Annotated in this window: 16 protein-coding genes; 7 read left to right on the forward strand and 9 right to left on the reverse strand. The window is 68.5% G+C overall.

Annotation, left to right across the window (positions count from 1 at the left end; genetic code table 11):
* Positions 1-135: 135 nt before the first annotated feature.
* Positions 136-816 carry a response regulator gene (locus NTM_RS00570; protein ID WP_163765124.1) on the reverse strand — a complete coding sequence of 227 codons (681 nt, stop codon included), beginning with the start codon at positions 814-816 and terminating at the stop codon, positions 136-138.
* Between the two features lie 235 nt (positions 817-1051).
* Here NTM_RS00570 and NTM_RS00575 point away from each other — a divergent pair, with 235 nt between their 5' ends.
* Positions 1052-3235: a sensor histidine kinase gene (locus NTM_RS00575; protein ID WP_163765125.1), complete on the forward strand. Its 2184-nt coding sequence runs from the start codon at positions 1052-1054 to the stop codon at positions 3233-3235.
* Here the strand turns inward: NTM_RS00575 and NTM_RS00580 are convergent.
* Both NTM_RS00580 and NTM_RS00585 read right to left on the reverse strand, forming a co-directional pair.
* Entirely contained in the window at positions 3219-3902 is a 684-nt protein-coding gene (locus tag NTM_RS00580) for a hypothetical protein (protein ID WP_104862992.1), read from the reverse strand. The genes NTM_RS00575 and NTM_RS00580 overlap by 17 nt on opposite strands.
* A gap of 50 nt (positions 3903-3952) precedes the next feature.
* Entirely contained in the window at positions 3953-5689 is a 1737-nt protein-coding gene (locus NTM_RS00585) for a GMC family oxidoreductase (RefSeq protein ID WP_163765126.1), read from the reverse strand.
* Positions 5690-5774: 85 nt separating this feature from the next.
* On the opposite strand from NTM_RS00585, the gene NTM_RS00590 reads away from it, so the two are divergent.
* Positions 5775-6365, forward strand: coding sequence for a TetR family transcriptional regulator (locus NTM_RS00590; RefSeq protein WP_163765127.1), 591 nt, complete (start codon positions 5775-5777; stop codon positions 6363-6365).
* A 3-nt stretch (positions 6366-6368) separates the two neighbouring features.
* On the opposite strand, the gene NTM_RS00595 is transcribed toward NTM_RS00590, so the two are convergent.
* Positions 6369-7517, reverse strand: a complete 1149-nt coding sequence (locus NTM_RS00595; protein WP_104862989.1) for a GuaB3 family IMP dehydrogenase-related protein — start codon at positions 7515-7517, stop codon at positions 6369-6371.
* Between the two features lie 29 nt (positions 7518-7546).
* Positions 7547-9100 carry an IMP dehydrogenase gene (gene guaB / locus NTM_RS00600; protein WP_104862988.1) on the reverse strand — a complete coding sequence of 518 codons (1554 nt, stop codon included), beginning with the start codon at positions 9098-9100 and terminating at the stop codon, positions 7547-7549.
* Positions 9101-9203: 103 nt separating this feature from the next.
* Here guaB and NTM_RS00605 point away from each other — a divergent pair, with 103 nt between their 5' ends.
* Complete coding sequence (locus NTM_RS00605; RefSeq protein WP_083145830.1) at positions 9204-9608, forward strand: DUF5319 domain-containing protein; 405 nt, start codon at positions 9204-9206, stop codon at positions 9606-9608.
* A 19-nt stretch (positions 9609-9627) separates the two neighbouring features.
* Here NTM_RS00605 and NTM_RS00610 read toward each other — a convergent pair whose 3' ends face one another.
* The 3 genes from NTM_RS00610 to NTM_RS00620 all read right to left on the reverse strand — a co-directional run bounded on the left by NTM_RS00610 (position 9628) and on the right by NTM_RS00620 (position 12336).
* Positions 9628-10836 (reverse strand): anti-sigma-D factor RsdA, encoded by a 1209-nt coding sequence (locus tag NTM_RS00610; RefSeq protein WP_163765128.1) that lies wholly within the window; start codon positions 10834-10836, stop codon positions 9628-9630.
* Positions 10829-11413 (reverse strand): sigma-70 family RNA polymerase sigma factor, encoded by a 585-nt coding sequence (locus NTM_RS00615; RefSeq protein WP_163765129.1) that lies wholly within the window; start codon positions 11411-11413, stop codon positions 10829-10831. Before NTM_RS00615 ends, NTM_RS00610 begins: the two co-directional genes overlap by 8 nt.
* Before the next feature lie 122 nt (positions 11414-11535).
* Positions 11536-12336, reverse strand: coding sequence for a hypothetical protein (locus NTM_RS00620; protein ID WP_163765130.1), 801 nt, complete (start codon positions 12334-12336; stop codon positions 11536-11538).
* 392 nt (positions 12337-12728) lie between these two features.
* Between NTM_RS00620 and NTM_RS00625 the strand changes: the two genes are divergently transcribed.
* The 4 genes from NTM_RS00625 (at position 12729) to NTM_RS00640 (ending at position 15360) form a co-directional block, all read left to right on the forward strand.
* Positions 12729-13019 carry a WhiB family transcriptional regulator gene (locus tag NTM_RS00625; protein WP_083145833.1) on the forward strand — a complete coding sequence of 97 codons (291 nt, stop codon included), beginning with the start codon at positions 12729-12731 and terminating at the stop codon, positions 13017-13019.
* 388 nt (positions 13020-13407) lie between these two features.
* Positions 13408-14244, forward strand: a complete 837-nt coding sequence (locus NTM_RS00630; protein WP_104862985.1) for an SH3-like domain-containing protein — start codon at positions 13408-13410, stop codon at positions 14242-14244.
* 33 nt (positions 14245-14277) lie between these two features.
* Positions 14278-14979: a thiocyanate hydrolase subunit gamma gene (gene scnC, locus NTM_RS00635; RefSeq protein WP_104862984.1), complete on the forward strand. Its 702-nt coding sequence runs from the start codon at positions 14278-14280 to the stop codon at positions 14977-14979.
* Between the two features lie 9 nt (positions 14980-14988).
* Positions 14989-15360 carry a thiocyanate hydrolase gene (locus NTM_RS00640; RefSeq protein ID WP_163765131.1) on the forward strand — a complete coding sequence of 124 codons (372 nt, stop codon included), beginning with the start codon at positions 14989-14991 and terminating at the stop codon, positions 15358-15360.
* A gap of 10 nt (positions 15361-15370) precedes the next feature.
* Here the strand turns inward: NTM_RS00640 and NTM_RS00645 are convergent, their stop codons facing one another.
* Complete coding sequence (locus NTM_RS00645) at positions 15371-16450, reverse strand: 3-deoxy-7-phosphoheptulonate synthase (RefSeq protein WP_163765132.1); 1080 nt, start codon at positions 16448-16450, stop codon at positions 15371-15373.
* Positions 16451-16460: the final 10 nt, after the last annotated feature.

Raw genomic sequence — 16460 nt, forward strand, 5'->3', positions numbered from 1 at the left:
GCCCGGCGGTTCGGCGCACCCCCCTTGTCCGCCGAACCACCGGACCGCATCCGGCGACCACATCGGCTCCCCCGAGCACAGCAGATGTTATGGGCCGCGCCGCGCCGGCGTCTGTCGGCCGAACGGACGATTTCGCTAGTAGAGATCCTTCAAGCTCAGGATCCCGTCTTCGATGGCGCGCGCGAGCAGCGCGGACTTGGTCGACGCCGGCCGCCCGGCTGCGGCGTACTTGGCCCTGGCCCGTTGCAGGTGGGTGCGCACGGTCGTCGGTGCGATGTACAACCGCTCGGCGACGAGGTCCTTGCTCTCGGTCTGGAACCACGCCACCAGCACCTGTTTCTCGCGCTCGGTCAGCTTGATCCGACCGACGGTGTCGTCGTTCAGCATCGCCTTGCCCATCCGCGGGCCGACGTAGGGCGTGGCGGAGTGTGCCGAGTGGATCGCGTCGATGAGGTGGCGTTTTCCCTCGGACTTCACCAGATAGGTCACCGCGCCGAGTTCCAGACAGGTCAGGATGACCTCGTCGGTCGTGATGTGCGAGTACACGATCACGCGCCGACCCGCTGCGGTGAGTTCGGCCAGCGCGTCGAAGTCCGGCCGGTTGCCCTCGATCTGCAGATCCAGCAGCACCACGTCGATGTCGTCGGCCTCGCCGGAATAGGTGATGAAGAACTCCGCAGGCCGCATGAAGCTCTCCACGAGCTCGATCGGCGGGTCCGCCTCCGCACACCACGCCTGGATCCCGGCGTGCACCACGTCGTGGTCGTCGATGGTCACGATTCGGACCGACTTCTGCGCTGCGCCCTCGCGGGACATCCCCCGATGCCTCCCCCGTCAGATCTCTTCGGCAGATACCTGCCCCCCGCCCGGTATTTAAACTCAGCCCGGAACATGGCGCGACAGAAAGTCCGCGCATCGTTGCTGAATATGTCAATTTGTGATCAGCGGCCGCCGGCGGCCGAGAATTCATACGTTCGACCGACGTCACCGCGCCTCGTGCCGACACCTGTCCCGACTAGGTTGACACTCACGAGGTTCGCTGGGGAGGGCCGTGGCGACAAACGGGGGCGGCCGGGAACCGACGGCGCGGCATCAGCTGACGACCCGGGCCGCCGACATCGGCCTGTTGATGCGCAACACCGTCAACCTCGGCGTGTCGCTGGTCGCGCTCGCCGATCCGCTCTCCGTCGTGCTGCCGGCGGGCAGGTACCTGTTGGCCGTGCTTGCGGTGTGGTCGCTGTACCGCCTCGTGACCCGCTCGCAGTCCACCGCGCTGTTGGCCGCCGACTTCGGGGCGGTGCTGGCGGTCTGCCTGGCCATCCCGGTGCTGACGCCCACCGCGGACTTCTACACGTTCAACACCGCACCGCAGGCCATCGCGGGAACGGCCGTGGTGAGCCTGTCGGTGTCGGTGTCGGTGGTCGCCAGCATCCCGATGACGCTGGCGATCGCGGCAGCCTACGCGGCCGGCGCCGCCCAGGTCACGGGCTGGGAGGAGGTTTCGTCGATCGATGCGCTGTACTACTTCGCCGTCCAGTGCGCCACCGCCTCGATCATCCGGTTCATGCTGTTGCACGTCGCAGGAGCTGTGGACCGAGCCCGCGACGACCGCGCGGAAGCCGAAGTCGCCGAACGGGTCACGCATGCGGTCCGCGATTACGAACGCGAACAACTCGCCCTGCTCCACGACACCGCCGCCTCGACCCTGCTGATGGTCGGCCAGGGCACCTCGCTACCCCCCGAGCGACTTGCCGCCCAGGCGAGTCGAGATCTGCACCTGCTCAACGAGAACCACTGGGAGGCGCCGCCGCCACGGATGGACATCGTTGCGGCCCTGCACGAGTGTGCCGGGCATCTGTCGACAGCGGTGGCCTTCGACGGAGTGGACCGGTTGTGGTTACCGGGTGCGACCGCGTATCCGGTGATCTCCGCGGCACGGGAGGCCATGACCAACGTCGACCGGCACGCCGGCGCCACCATGCTGCACATCACCGTGTCCGGCAACGCGATCCGGCTGACCGATGACGGTGTCGGATTCGACCCCGATGCGCCCCGCCGCGGCCACGGCGTCGACGAGTCGATCGTCGGGCGGATGACCCGCGCCGGCGGCCGGGCCCGCATCACGTCGGCACCCGGCGCGGGCACCGTCGTCGAGCTGACATGGACACCGACGCCCCCGCCGAACGTTCCCGACGCCGCCGACCCTGACCGGCTCATCGACCGAACCCGGACCCGGTTCGGTCTGGCCCTCACCGTCTACGCGGTGGTGAACCTCGCCATCACCGTGCCGCAGGCAGACGCCGCCCTCGGATTTTTCGCCGCGTTCGGCGCACTCGCCGCCATCCCCGGAATCCTCTGGCGGCGTTGGGGTCTCGCATGGCCCGCCGCCGCAGCGGTGTTGGCTGTCGCCATCGCCCAACCCGCGCTGCTGCCCGCCGACCAGGTCGTCGGCTACGCACACTGGGCACAGGGCGCGATCGGATGGTGCGTCGTCCCGCTGCTGCTCGCACTGCCCACCCGTACGGGCGCGGCTGTCGTCACCGGATACTGGCTCGTCAACAGCGCGGTGCTCGTCTTCCGCGACCCGTCTGCCGAGACGTTCGTCAACATCGGCCTCGGAACCGCAAGCATCCTCGCCGTTCAGGTGTTCGCGCTGGTGTTCAACGGACTGATGCGCGAGGCCGCCACCGTCGTCGCGGTCGAGAATCAGACCCGGCAGCGGCTTGTGACCCGGGAACGCGTCTCACAGGCGCTGCGCGCCGAATATCAACGCCGGTATGCCGATATCGTCGCCAACGTCGTCCCACTGCTGGAGGAGCTGACCCGCGGCGAACCGGTGGATACGGACATGCAGTTGCGCGCCCGCGCCGAATGCCGGCGGCTGCGCACGTTGTTCGATCAGGCCGGCACTTTCGACCATCCGTTGATGCAGCAGATCCGGCCGCTGATCGACGCCGCCGAGGACCGCCGCATCGATGTCGTCATCGACGTCTGCGGCACGCTCCCGGACCTCACGCAGGAGCAGATCGCGACGCTCACCACGCCGTTGCGCGACGTGTTGCGCCGCGCATCGAATTCGGCGCGCATCGTGGTCACCGCGACGGGCGGCGAGGTCGAGGTCAGCGCGGTGGTCGACACCGCGGACGACGGCGCCGAGCCGGCCGGGCTGGACGGTGCCGAGGTGATCGTTCTCGGACGTGAACTCTGGTGCCTGATCGTCAGCGGGGCGCGGTGACGACGAGCTCGTGATCCCCGGTGGCCCAGGCCGTCGTGAAGGTGTCGATGCTGACCTGCTCGCCGCGGGTGTCATCGGCTCCGCTGTCACCGAGGTAGACGATGTCGTTGTCGAAGTCGATGGCCGCCACCGTGACCATGTGGTCACACTCGGTGCGGTCGTCGTCGGTGTCCCAGATGGTCGCGGCGTTCACGCACACCAGCGCTTGCCGCCCAGCACCCAGATAGCCCGCCAGCGCGTCGATTCCGGTGGCCTGTCCCCCGCTGCTCGCTTCGTCGTCGTTGGTGTAGTCGGCATTGATCCCGTAGTGCCTGAGCAACAGGACGAGATCGTCGGTGCAGGTACCGTGGCCGGTTCCACCGTCGGACGGGTCGATACTCTCGTCGTAGACCGGCTGTCCCGGGGTGCATTCGCTCGGTGTGCTGGCGGCGAGGTCGATGATCTCGCGTTCGGTCGGCGGCGCTCCGGTGAGTTCACCGATCACCGTCCGGGCGGCCAACAGACCGCAGTCGCTTTCGGTCTGGGGTTCCCAATAGCGGGTCGCCGCTTCCGGATCTCCGTACAGGCCGTCGGTCACCGGCGCGGCGGAACTCGGTGCCGCACCGAGAACCGACGCCGCGGCGACCACGACCGCACCGAACGACGCTGCTACCACGCGGCTGTTCACAGCGCGAAGCTAGCAGGCTCCCAGCGACCTGGGAGCCTGTTCGCGGCAATCTATCCGGTGGAGCTGACCGGTTCGATCGGGATCCTGCGCAGCGCCGCGGGCGCGTCGGCCGGAACCACCGGGTGCTTCGGTGCGACCGGCTCCAGCCGCCGGTACGGCTGTCCTTGCGCAGGCCGCAGGTCGTCTTCCCCCTTGTTCGGCCACAGCGCCGCCGCCCGCTCGGCCTGCGCGGTGATCGAAAGTGACGGATTCACACCGAGGTTCGCCGAGATCGCGGCACCGTCCATCACCGAGAGCGTCGGATAGTTCCACACCCGCTGGTACGGATCGATGACGCCACGCTCGGGCGAGCCCGCGATCGCGGCACCGCCGAGGAAGTGTGCGGTGAGCGGAATGTTGAACAGCTCGCCCCATGTGCCGCCCGCGACGCCGTCGATCTTCTTCGCGATGCGCCGGGTGACCTCGTTGCCGGCCGGGATCCAGCTCGGGTTGGGTTCGCCGTGGCCCTGCTTGCTGTCGAGCATCCGGAAGCCGAACTTGGTCTTGCGGGTGTAGGTCGTGATCGAGTTGTCCAGGTGCTGCATCACCAGCGCGATCATGGTGCGTTCGCTCCACCGGCGCGGGTTGAGCAGCCGCAGTGTGCCCTTCGGGTCCTCGCGCGCGGTCTCGACGAGCTGACGCCACCGCGGGGTGTCGGTGCCACCGGGCCCGGTGCCGTCGGTCATCAGGGTCTGCAGCAGACCCATCGCATTCGAACCCTTGCCGTAGCGCACCGGCTCGACGTGGGTGTCCTCGGTCGGGTGGATCGACGAGGTGATCGCGACGCCGTGGGTCAGGTTCAGGTCGTCGCCGACCTTCAAACGTCCTGCGCCGACGATGGATTCGGAGTTGGTGCGGGTCAGCACACCGAGCCGGTCGGAGAGCTTCGGAAGTTTGCCGCGGTCGCGCATCTTGAACAGCAGCTTCTGGGTGCCGTAGGTGCCGGCGGCCAGGATCAGATGTTCGGCCGTGAAGGTCTTGCGACGGCGCCGCAGCTTGCCGCCGGTGCGCACGGTGTGCACTTCCCACAGGCCGTCGGGGCGCTGCTCGAATCCGGTCACCATCGTCAGCGAATGCACCTGGGCGCCGGCCCGTTCGGCGAGGCCGAGATAGTTCTTCAGCAGCGTGTTCTTGGCGCCGTACCGGCATCCGGTCATACAGGATCCGCATTCGATGCAGCCGGTGCGATCGGGGCCTGCGCCGCCGAAGTACGGGTCCGCGACGGTCTTGCCCGGCGTCTTCTCGCCGTCCGGGCCGAAGAACACGCCGACGGGGGTGGGGACGAACGTGTCGCCGACGCCCATGTCCTCGGCGACCTCCTTCATGATGCGGTCGGCGTCGGTGAACGTCGGATTGGTCACCACGCCGAGCATCCGCTGCGCCTGGTCGTAGTGCGACATCAACTCGGCGCGCCAGTCGGTGATGTCGCGCCACTGCGCGTCGTTGAAGAACGGCTCCGGCGGCACGTACAGGGTGTTCGCGTAGTTCAGCGACCCGCCCCCGACACCCGCGCCGGCGAGGATCATCACGTTGCGCAGCAGGTGGATGCGCTGGATGCCGTACATGCCGAACTGCGGCGCCCAAAGAAACTTGCGCAGGTTCCACGACGTCTTGGCGAACTCGTCGTCGGCGTAGCGGCGGCCCGCCTCCAGCACACCGACGCGGTAGCCCTTCTCGGTCAGCCGCAGCGCGCTCACGCTGCCGCCGAACCCCGAGCCGATGATCAGCACGTCATAGTCAGGCGTCATAGGACAAGTATGAACTTACCGGTCGGTAACTTGCTAGGGAGGCGACCCTAACGTGAGATTTTCGTCCTCGTCTACTGTCGTCGGAGTGGCGGACGGGATCACGGCTCGCGAGGCGAAGCGGCTGCAGACCAGGGAACGGCTGTTGGGGGCGGCCATCGCCGAGTTCAAACGGTCGGGCATGGCCGACGCCGACGTCGCCGCGATCGTCGCCGCCGCGGGCGTTGCTCACGGCACGTTCTTCTTCCACTTTCCGACCAAGGAACACGTGCTTCTTGAGCTCGAGCGCCGCGAGGAGGACCGCATCGCCAAGCGGTTCGCGACGTTCGCCAAGACCCACGACGATCTGGCGTCCACGCTGCGCGAGGCGGCCGATCTGGTGATGGGGCTGGAACGCCGGCTCGGGGCGGTGCTGTTCAAGGACTTCCTGGCACTGCACTTCTCCCCGACGCGCCCGCCGGCCGAGCACGGCGGCGATCATCCGGTGATCGTGCTGGTCGCGGCCCAGATCGAGAACGCCCGGCAGCGCGGGGAGATCGCCGAGGACGTACAGCCGATGAACAGCGCGATCTACTTCCTACTCGGCCTGTACGCGCTGTTGATCACCACCGACAAGTCCACCGGCAGGTCGGAGCTCGTGGACGACTACCTGACCCGGACGCTGCGCAGCCTGCGGTGACCGTCAGCGTCCGACGGTCAGCCCGACCTTCTGGAATTCCTTGAGGTCGCAGTAGCCGGCCTTGGCCATCGAGCGGGCCAGCCCGCCGACCAGGTTCAGCGATCCGAACGGGTCGTCGGAAGGCCCGTTGAGCACCTGCGCCAGCGACGGCCGGTCCTCGTCGACCACCTGCAGCAGCGAACCGCGCGGTAGCGACGGGTGCGCGGCGGCGGCCGGCCAGAACCAGCCTCCGCCGAGCGCCTCGGCCGAGATGGCCAGCGGGGTGCCGAGCACGACGGCGTCGGCACCGCACGCGATTGCCTTGGCGAGGTCGCCGGAGGTGTGGATGTCGCCGTCGGCAAGGACGTGGACGTACCGCCCGCCGGTCTCGTCGAGGTACTCCCGGCGAGCCGCGGCGGCGTCGGCGATCGCGGTGGCCATCGGCACGCTGATCCCGAGCACCTCGTCGGAGGTGGTGACGCCTTCGGTCGATCCGTAGCCGACGATCACGCCAGCCGCCCCGGTGCGCATCAGGTGCAACGCGGTGCGGTGGTCGAGCACGCCGCCGGCGACCACCGGCACGTCGAGCTCGGAGATGAACGTCTTCAGGTTCAGCGGCTCGCCCGCGCCGTCGTGGTCCTTGGCGACCCGCTCGGCGGAGATGATGGTGCCCTGGATGACCAGCAGGTCGATGCCGGCCTGGACCAGTGTCGGCGTCAGCGCCTGCGCGTTCTGCGGGCTGACGCGCACCGCGGTGGTGACGCCGGCCTCACGGATCCGCGCGACCGCGGCACCGAGCAGTTCCGGGTCCAGCGGTGCGGAGTGCAGCCGCTGCAGCAGACGGGTGGCCGCGGCGGGATCGGGATCCTTCTCGGCGACCTCGAGGACCTGCGCGATCTTGTCCTCGACGTCGGCGTGCCTGCCGATCAGGCCCTCGCCGTTGAGCACGCCGAGCCCGCCGAGCCGGCCGAGCTCGATCGCGAACTCGACCGACACCAGCGCGTCGGTCGGATGCGATACGACCGGGATCTCGAACCGGTACGCGTCGAGCTGCCAGGCGGTCGACACGTCCTTCGAGGAACGCGTGCGCCGCGACGGCACGATGTTGATGTCGCTGAGCTCGTAGGTGCGACGGGCGGTCCGGCCCATGCCGATTTCCACCATGTCTCGCATGTTGACTCCCCTGTTTGGCCCCGTAGACCCTAGCGGGTGGTGTAGTTCGGCGCCTCGACGGTCATCGTGATGTCGTGGGGATGGCTCTCCTTGAGCCCGGCCGCGGTGATCTGGACGAACTGGGCCTGCTGCAGCGCTTCGATGGTAGCGGAGCCGGTGTAGCCCATCGCGGCGCGCAGACCGCCGACCAGCTGGTGGATCACGGTGGACAGCGGGCCGCGGAACGGCACCCGCCCCTCGATACCCTCGGGCACCAGTTTGTCCTCGGACAGCACATCGTCCTGGAAGTAGCGGTCCTTCGAGTAGCTGCCCCGCAGGTTCCCGGTGGCGCCGCGCCCCTGCATCGCGCCCAGCGACCCCATGCCGCGGTAACTCTTGAACTGCTTGCCGTTGACGAAGATCAGGTCACCGGGCGACTCCGCGGTGCCCGCCAGCAGCGACCCCAGCATCGCGGTCGACGCGCCGGCGGCCAGCGCCTTGGCGATGTCACCGGAGTACTGAAGCCCGCCGTCGGCGATCACCGGCACGCCGTGCGGCGCACACGCGGCGACCGCCTCCAGGATCGCGGTGATCTGCGGGGCGCCGACACCGGCGACCACGCGGGTGGTGCAGATCGAGCCGGGGCCGACGCCGACCTTGACCGCGTCCGCGCCGGCCTCCACGAGCGCGGCGGCCGCGGCGCGGGTCGCGACATTGCCGCCGACCACCTCGACGCGGTCCCCGACGGCACGCTTGAGCCGCGCCACCATGTCGAGTACGCCGCGGTTGTGCGCGTGCGCGGTGTCGACGATGAGCACGTCGGCACCCGCGTCGGCGAGCGTCATCGCCCGCGTCCACGCGTCCTCGCCGACGCCGACGGCCGCGCCGACGAGCAGCCGGCCGTCACTGTCCTTGGTGGAGAGCGGGAACTGCTCGGTCTTGACGAAGTCCTTGACCGTGATCAGGCCGGTCAGCTTGCCGTTCCCGTCGACGATCGGGAGCTTCTCGATCTTGTTGCGGCGCAACAGTCCCAGCGCGGCTTCCGCGGACACCCCCTCCTGGGCGGTGATCAGCGGGGCCTTGGTCATCACCTCGGAGACCGGCTTGGACTGGTCGACCTCGAAGCGCATGTCCCGGTTGGTGATGATTCCCACCAGCGAGCCCGAGTTGTCCACCACCGGCAGCCCGGAGATCCGGAACCTCGCGCACATCGCGTCGACCTCGGCGAGGCTGTTGTCCGGGGAGCAGGTGACCGGGTCGGTGACCATGCCGGCCTCCGAGCGCTTCACGGTCTCGACCTGGGCGGCCTGTTCGGCGACGGGAAGGTTGCGGTGCAGCACACCCATGCCGCCGGCGCGGGCCATCGCGATCGCCATGCGCGATTCGGTGACGGTGTCCATCGCCGAGCTGACCAACGGCACCTTCAGACGGATCCGGCGGGTCAGCTGACTGGAGGTATCGGCTGTTGCCGGAATCACATCCGACGCGGCGGGCAGCAGCAGGACGTCGTCGAAGGTGAGCCCGAGCATCGCGATCTTGGTGGGGTCATCGCCGCCCGTGGGCACCGGCACCGCGATGGGGATGCTGCTTTCGGCGATCGACATGTAATGAGCCTTCCGTAACACCTGGAAAATTCCATCTTATCGGCACGGCGACCTGCCCGATGAGCGCTGGCGCGATACCTGGGGGGCTGCGTAGTCTGGGGACGTGCGAGACCACCTGCCCCCAGGACTGCCGCCTGACCCGTTCGCCGACGATCCGAGCGATCCGTCGGCGGCGCTCGACGCCCTGGAACCGGGGCAGCCGCTGGATCCCCAGGAACGCATCGCCGTCGAGGCCGACCTGGCCGACCTCGCGGTCTACGAGGCCCTGTTGGCGCACAAGGGAATTCGCGGGCTCGTCGTCTGCTGTGACGAATGCCAGCAGGATCACTACCACGACTGGGACATGCTGCGCGCCAACCTGCTGCAGCTGCTGGTCGACGGCACCGTCCGTCCGCATGAGCCCGCCTACGACCCCGAGCCCGACTCCTACGTCACGTGGGACTACTGCCGGGGTTATGCCGATGCGTCGCTCAACGAAGCCGCGTCGGAATCCGACGGCTATCGCTGACAGCCGAATTCGACTTCTCCTACTCACCCACTCCCGGGAGCAACACCGGCGTCGTCGTCGTCGGAACCACCGCCGTCGGTACCGCAGTCGTCGGTGACGGTGCGGGCTCCTCGGCCGCGGCCGGTGCGCTGGTCTGCGCGGGCGCGACCGCGGCAGACGTCGTCGCAACCGTCGTGCTCGGTGACGGCGCCTGTGACGGCGTGCTCGGTGACGACACGGTCGTCGACTGACGCACCACCGTGGTCGACGTCGGTGGCGCGGTCGTCGGTGGCACGGTCGTGGAGGAGGGCGGGACAGCTGTCGAGGACGGTGGCACGGTCGTCGACGACCGGGTCGCACCCACCGACGAGGACGGTGTGGCCGTCGTAGGCGCGGTCGTCACCGACGAGGGTGCGGTCGTCACCGACGAGGGTGCGGTCGTCCCCGACGAGGGTGCCGTGGTTGCGGAAGAAGGCGCGGTCGTCTCCGACGAGGGTGCCGTCGTCTCCGAAGAAGGCGCCGTCGTCTCCGACGAGGGTGCAGTGGTCTCCGACGAGGTCGTGCCGGGTTCGAGCAACACCGCCGGCAACTCGGGGAACGTGGGCAACGGGGCGCCGGGCGGCACCGTCGCGACCGGGTCCTGGGCCTCGACCTTGACCGTCAGCTCCTGCCACTGAGCGATCAGCTCTTCCTTCTGGTCGACGTCACCGACGGTCGCGACCGTCGTGGTGACCGCCTCCAGCTTGGCCTGCGCGCCCTGCCAGTCGCCCTGCTCGATGAGCTGCTGGACCTGCTGCATCTCGGTCTGGGCGGCCAGTATCACCGCGTCGTCACGGGTCTGGGTCTGCTCACCGAACAGCATCGTGCGCATCCCGTACAGCGCGTCGCCAGGGCCGGACCCCGCGACCACCGCACCGAACCCGCCGATGGCCAGCACCGCTGCCGCGGCCGAGCCGACGAGGGCGAGGGAGAACCGGCGACCGGGACCGGACGGCTTCGCGGTCGGCGTGCGGTACAGCGCCGCCTCGGCCTGCTGCGGGGTCGCGACGTGCCCCATCGGGGTCTCGCGCACGTCGTCGCGCCAGCCGGCCAGCAGTTGGGCCAGCTCGGCCTCGGCGTGGTCGGTGACGTACGGCTGCTGCTGGGCGCCCAGGGCGTCGAGCATCTGGTCGATGCGGTTGATCTCGTGCAGCGACGGATCGCCGCCGCTGTTCCCGCGTCCGAAGTCAGGTCGTCCGAAGTCAGGCATAGTCACGCCCCTGCCCCGTCGCCGTGATCTCCGCCTTCAACCGGGTCAGCGCGCGGTGCTGCGCGACGCGGACCGCGCCGGCGGTACTACCCACCGCCACAGCCGTCTCCTCCGCGCTCATGCCGACGACGACACGCAGGATCAGGATCTCGCGCTGTTTCTCGGGGAGCACCTGAAGCAGCTCGGCCATCCGCGCCGAGGACTCGGAGTCGATGGCCATCTGCTCGGGCCCGGCTTCACCGGAATATCGCTCCGGGACCGCATCCATCGGATCGGCCCGGTTGCGACCAGCTGCCCGGTGCGCGTCAGCAACCTTGTGCGCTGCGATCCCGTACACGAAGGCCAGAAACGGTCGTCCCTGATCCTTGTAACGCGGCAGCGCCGTAATGGCGGCCAAGCACACCTCCTGAGCTACGTCATCAGCTGAGAGACCGCTTCGTTCCGCGGTTCCCACCCGTGCCCGGCAGTACCGGACAACGAGGGGGCGGATGGTCTCCAGCACCTCCCGGAGTGCATCCCGATCGCCGGCCACTGCTGCAGCAACGACATCATCGAGACGTTCTCCCGAAATTGTCATCGTGAGCAGGCTCTCCAGCGTTACGTCGGGGACACACACCCGGAGGGGAGGTGGCCTTATCTGCCGATACCAGTCGGTGCCGGCTCAGCTAAACAATAACGACAGTCATGGGCACAATCCGGTTAGCGCGGGCGCCACACGCCGCCCCATCTCACGACGGTCTCCGCACAGCCGTCCCGAACAGCCCGGATTTCGGTCTCCGGGCGGGTCTCGGACCCGATGTCGGCGAGCATCGACGCGATCGCCCACTGCAGCGGCACGAGACCGTGCCGCTGCGTCTCGGCCAAGGCCGCGTCGCCCTCCCGTCGCGCCGCGGCCAGGTCGCCGCTGCTGCACAGCGCGGCGGCCAGCACGATCTGAGACTTCACCCGGTGTCGCACCGACACCACTTCTGCGGCCAACTGCACCGCCCGCTCGGCATGACCGACCGCGGTGGCTCCGTCCCCGCGGAACATCGCGAGCTCGGCCGACACCCAGGCCAGCCTGACCGCCGGCCGGGGTGAGCCGGCCGCTCCGACCGGCTCCGCGGCACGGTCGAGCGCGCGCGCCGATGCGTCGAACCGGCCGACGCCCAGCGCGTCGGCGGCCAGCCCGACGAAAGCGTCGGCCGCCGCCTCGGCGGTGTCAGCCGCCGCAGCCGCACGCCCGTCCCACGACCGGGCAAGGTCGTGCCAGCCGAGCTGCCGCAGAAACGACGCGCGGGTGCTGAGCATCAGCGACGAGATAGCTGCCAGACGGGGGGTGCGGGCCAGCCGGTCGAGGTCGGCGAGGGCACAGGCATAGCGGCCTTGGCCGCCGGCGGCGACCGCACGCAGCCAGAGCGCCTCGGCGCCGGTGGCCGCCGGGAGCGGCCACCGGCCGGGGTCGGAGCCGAATGCCGCATCGGCGAGTTCGTTTGCGGAAATCGCAGCAGTGGTGTCCATCGGGGGGCGACGGTATCAATTCCGGCCTGGTTTTAACATTGCGTCAGTTAACAGTTCGTGCACCCCGTGTTACCGCCATGTCAACGACGGGGCGGACAAAGGTGCACCGTTGTCAGTGTTTACTGAGAATTCGGCGCTGAAATGCCGGGTCATCGACCGTGACGCCACGGCGCGTTATCACCAGTTCCGTTGGGCAAAAGTCACTTTGATGAACGTGATGTAAATTCTCGGCCCGCAGGTATGCACTTGCGCACAGCACGGGGCTATTGACGGAAATTCTCAAGCCCTTCTACGTTGTGTGCACGAGTGGTCATCGGCGACTGTGCTCGGATTGGTTCCACGACTCACGCATCCGACGCGACGCGTACCGAGTCCGAGGGAAAGGTTCTCCATTGCCGCAGCCGCAACAACTTCCGGGTCCTAATGCTGACATCTGGGATTGGCAGATGCAGGGGGTTTGCCGGGGCGTCGACTCCGCGATGTTCTTCCATCCCGACGGGGAGCGTGGCCGCGCTCGCGCACAACGTGAGATGCGCGCCAAGGAGATGTGCCGGCGGTGCCCCGTGATCGCACAGTGCCGCTCGCACGCACTGGCCGTCGGTGAGCCCTACGGCATCTGGGGTGGATTGAGCGAGTCCGAACGCGAACTCCTGCTCAAGCGCGGGATCCGCCGCAGCGCCTGATCGCAGCCAGGCCGGATCCACCGGCCACCAGGCCGTGATCTTGATCGTCGGCCGCTCACCCGTATCCCCTTGGCCCGCCTTGGGTTTGCAACGGCAGCGCCGCGGCGCGCCGGCTGGCCGCCGGACCCGCGGCGGCTATTGCCGCCGTCTGATTCGCGGTGCTAGCCTCGAAATGTTCGGCGCCTCGATCTCGACGAGCGAACTGCAGTGCTGTGCAGCGTGGGGGGCTTCGTTCGCAGAACGAAAAGTGCTGCTGCACTCGGTTTTCGCGGCAGCGTGAGTGGGCGGCCGGCAGCGGTCCGGTTGCCGTCGACGCTTGAGAGCCGCGCATCCACCAGCAGTACCGGAAAGGCCTTCCAATGGCCGGTAGCGCACGACATCTTCGATCATGAGCACGTCATCCGAGCGTGCCGAACAGTTGCACCTGGTATCCCGTCTGCGATCGGCGTTCCCCGAACTGCCCGACGCCCCGACGGCGGACATGCTCGACCACCCGCGCATCAAGGCCTACCTCAAACCAGTCCACGACGTCGTCGGCGAACCGGACGCCCCGCTCAAGTACGAGAACAAGCAGTACGAGCAGTGGGAAGAACTGACGTACATCATGTGCGAGGTTCTGGGGGCGCGCGGCATCTGGATGTCCGAGGAACGCCGCCGGATCGGCAACGTCGACGTCGGACGTGCCCAGTATCTGGGGTTGCCGTACTACGCGCGGTGGCTGATCGCGGTGGCGCGGGTGCTGGTGGAAAAGCACCTCGTCACCTTGGGCGAAGTCAGCGAGCGGATGGCCGAGGTGCAGGCGCGCTACGCCGGCGGCCTGGACGGCAAGAAGCTCGAGGCGCAACCGAAATCGGTGGGAGACGGGTCGGGGGTTGCCCGCAATTCGCATCACACGCGGGCCCAGGGCATCGGCGATCCGCAGATCTATGCAGGTAAAGCCGGCGAGCCGGCCTTCGCCGTGGGCGACAGCGTCGTGGTCCGCGACATCCCGGTCATCTTCTACACGCGCACGCCGGAGTACGTCCGCGGCGCGACCGGACGCATCGCCACGGTGGCCTATGAAAGCCCTGCCGCCGAGGACGAGACGTGGGGCCTCACCGATGCCCCGGCGGAATGGTTCTACATCGTCGAGTTCGATATGCCGACGCTCTGGTACGGCTACACGGGAGCCCCCGAAGACAAGCTCCGGACCGAGATCCCGCAGCGCTGGCTCGCCCCCGCCTGACTGAAACTTCCTGCTGCAGAAAGGGGTTCGACGATGAGCCACCACGATCATGACCATGACCATGACCGCACGGTGAAACCGATGGTCGACGAGATCACCGACTTCGAAGTTCTGGAGATCGCGCTGCGCGAACTGTGCATCGAGAAGGGCCTCTTCACCGCAGAGGACCACCGCCATTTCACGGAGTTCTCCGAACAGATCGGCCCCACACCGGCGGCGCGTCTGGTTGCGAGGTCCTGGCTGGACCCCGATTTCAAGCAGTTGGCCCTGACCGACGCGCTGGCCGCCAGCAAGGAGGTCGGTGTGGACTGGCTGGAGCCCACGGGTTTCGGCACACCGAGCGACTTCACGGCCTTCACGGTTCTCGAGGACACCCCGACGCTGCACAACGTCATCGTCTGCGGGCTGTGTTCGTGCTACCCGCGCCCCATCCTGGGCAACTCACCGGAGTGGTACCGCACGCCCAATTATCGGCGGCGCCTCCCCCGGTGGCCGCGCGAGGTGCTCGCCGAGTTCGGCCTCTACCTACCCGCCGAAGTCGCTGTGCGGGTGGAGGATTCGAATCAGAAGCACCGGTTCATGGTGATGCCCATGCGACCGGAGGGTACCGACGGGTGGAGCGAGGACCAGCTCACCGAGATCCTCACCCGGGACTGCCTGATCGGCGTGGCGCTGCCGAAACCCGGCGTGACCTCCAACGTCATCACCGACACTCGCCCGGCCGTCCATCCGTAGGGAAACGCCATGACCACCAGAGACCAATCGCCGTCGGTCGAGTCGGTCGAAAGCCCGACGCTGAACGCGATCGTCGAACGCAACCACGTCTGGCCCGTGATGGCGGCGAAGTACGGCGTCGAGAACCCGGTTCCGCCTTGGAAGACCAGCCTGGACGGGCTCTGCGACGCACTGGACCGCGCCACTTGCGAGGCCGATGTGCCCGACTTCAAGCGGCGCCGGGACGAAGAGGACCTACTGTCGGCGACACGCTATGCCGACCTCCCCTACCCGGAGAACCAACTGGTCGCGCTCGCGCACTCCCTGCTGGCGCGCGGAGTGATCAGCGAGGACGACCTGCGCCGCCGGATGGCCGGCATCCGCACCCGCCTGGAGGCGTGAACCCCGTCGCTCAGCCGCGCGTACCCGTGGTGCGGTCCCCGGCCGCGGCCGCGAGTTCCCGCAGCACCCGGTCCGTGGCGTCCCAGTCCATGCACTTGTCGGTGACCGACTGGCCGTAGGTGAGCGGACGGGCCTCAGGGGCCTGTGCGCCACCGACGAGGAAGCTCTCCAGCATCACACCGCTGACCGGCAGCCCGTCACGCACCAGCTGGGCGACCTCGGCGCCGACCTGGGCTTGGCGCAGGTGGTCCTTGCCGGAGTTGGCGTGGCTGCAGTCGATGACGACCCGTCCCGGCAGGCCCGCCTTGACGAGCTTGTCGGCGGTGCCGGCGACGGAGTCCGCGTCGCAGTTGGGTCCGTCGGTGCCACCGCGCAGGATCACGTGGCAGTCCTCGTTGCCGAGGGTGCTGACGAGGGCCCCGCGGCCGAGGTCGTTCATCCCGAAGAAGACGTGTGGCGCGGCCGCGGCCTTCACGCCGTCGACCGCCACCTGGATGTTGCCGTCGGTGCCGTTCTTGAAGCCGACGGGCATCGACAAGCCGGACGCGAGCTGGCGGTGCACCTGCGATTCCGTGGTGCGGGCACCGATGGCACCCCACGCGACGGCGTCGGCGATGTACTGCGGGCTGGTGGGCTCGAGGAACTCGCACCCGACCGGCAGGCCGATGTCGATGATGTCGAGCAGCAGTTGACGCGCGAGCCGCAGACCGCGGGCCACGTCGAACGTGCCGTCCATCCCGGGATCGTTGATCAGGCCTTTCCAGCCGATCGTGGTGCGCGGCTTCTCGAAGTACACCCGCATCACGATCTTGAGGCGGTCGCTGAGCTGATCGGCCACCTTGACGAGCCTGCTGGCGTAGTCGAGCGCGGCGGCCGGATCGTGCACGGAGCACGGGCCCACCACGACCAGCAGCCGGTCGTCGCGTCCGGCGAGGATGTCGGCGATCTCGTCGCGGTCGCGGGCCACCCGGTCGGCCCGGCGGGCGCCCAGCGGGAACTCGCTGAGCACGTCGTGCGGGCTGGGGATGTCGCTGAAGCGTAGGACGCGCCGGTCAGAGGTGTTCTGAGAGGCGATCTGCTCCATGTTCACGGTGGTGCCT

Origin of the sequence: Mycolicibacterium parafortuitum (assembly GCF_010725485.1) — a bacterium.
GTDB lineage: Bacteria > Actinomycetota > Actinomycetes > Mycobacteriales > Mycobacteriaceae > Mycobacterium.

Bases quoted from the DNA above. Each gene is read 5' to 3' on its own strand.
- NTM_RS00610 (WP_163765128.1), bottom strand. From the start codon at position 10,836: ATGCCTGACTTCGGACGACCTGACTTCGGACGCGGGAACAGCGGCGGC.
- NTM_RS00615 (WP_163765129.1), bottom strand. From the start codon at position 11,413: ATGACAATTTCGGGAGAACGTCTCGATGATGTCGTTGCTGCAGCAGTG.
- NTM_RS00585 (WP_163765126.1), bottom strand. From the start codon at position 5,689: ATGACGCCTGACTATGACGTGCTGATCATCGGCTCGGGGTTCGGCGGC.
- NTM_RS00570 (WP_163765124.1), bottom strand. From the start codon at position 816: ATGTCCCGCGAGGGCGCAGCGCAGAAGTCGGTCCGAATCGTGACCATC.
- NTM_RS00630 (WP_104862985.1), top strand. From the start codon at position 13,408: ATGAGCACGTCATCCGAGCGTGCCGAACAGTTGCACCTGGTATCCCGT.
- guaB (WP_104862988.1), bottom strand. From the start codon at position 9,100: ATGTCGATCGCCGAAAGCAGCATCCCCATCGCGGTGCCGGTGCCCACG.
- NTM_RS00595 (WP_104862989.1), bottom strand. From the start codon at position 7,517: ATGCGAGACATGGTGGAAATCGGCATGGGCCGGACCGCCCGTCGCACC.
- scnC (WP_104862984.1), top strand. From the start codon at position 14,278: ATGAGCCACCACGATCATGACCATGACCATGACCGCACGGTGAAACCG.
- NTM_RS00620 (WP_163765130.1), bottom strand. From the start codon at position 12,336: ATGGACACCACTGCTGCGATTTCCGCAAACGAACTCGCCGATGCGGCA.
- NTM_RS00640 (WP_163765131.1), top strand. From the start codon at position 14,989: ATGACCACCAGAGACCAATCGCCGTCGGTCGAGTCGGTCGAAAGCCCG.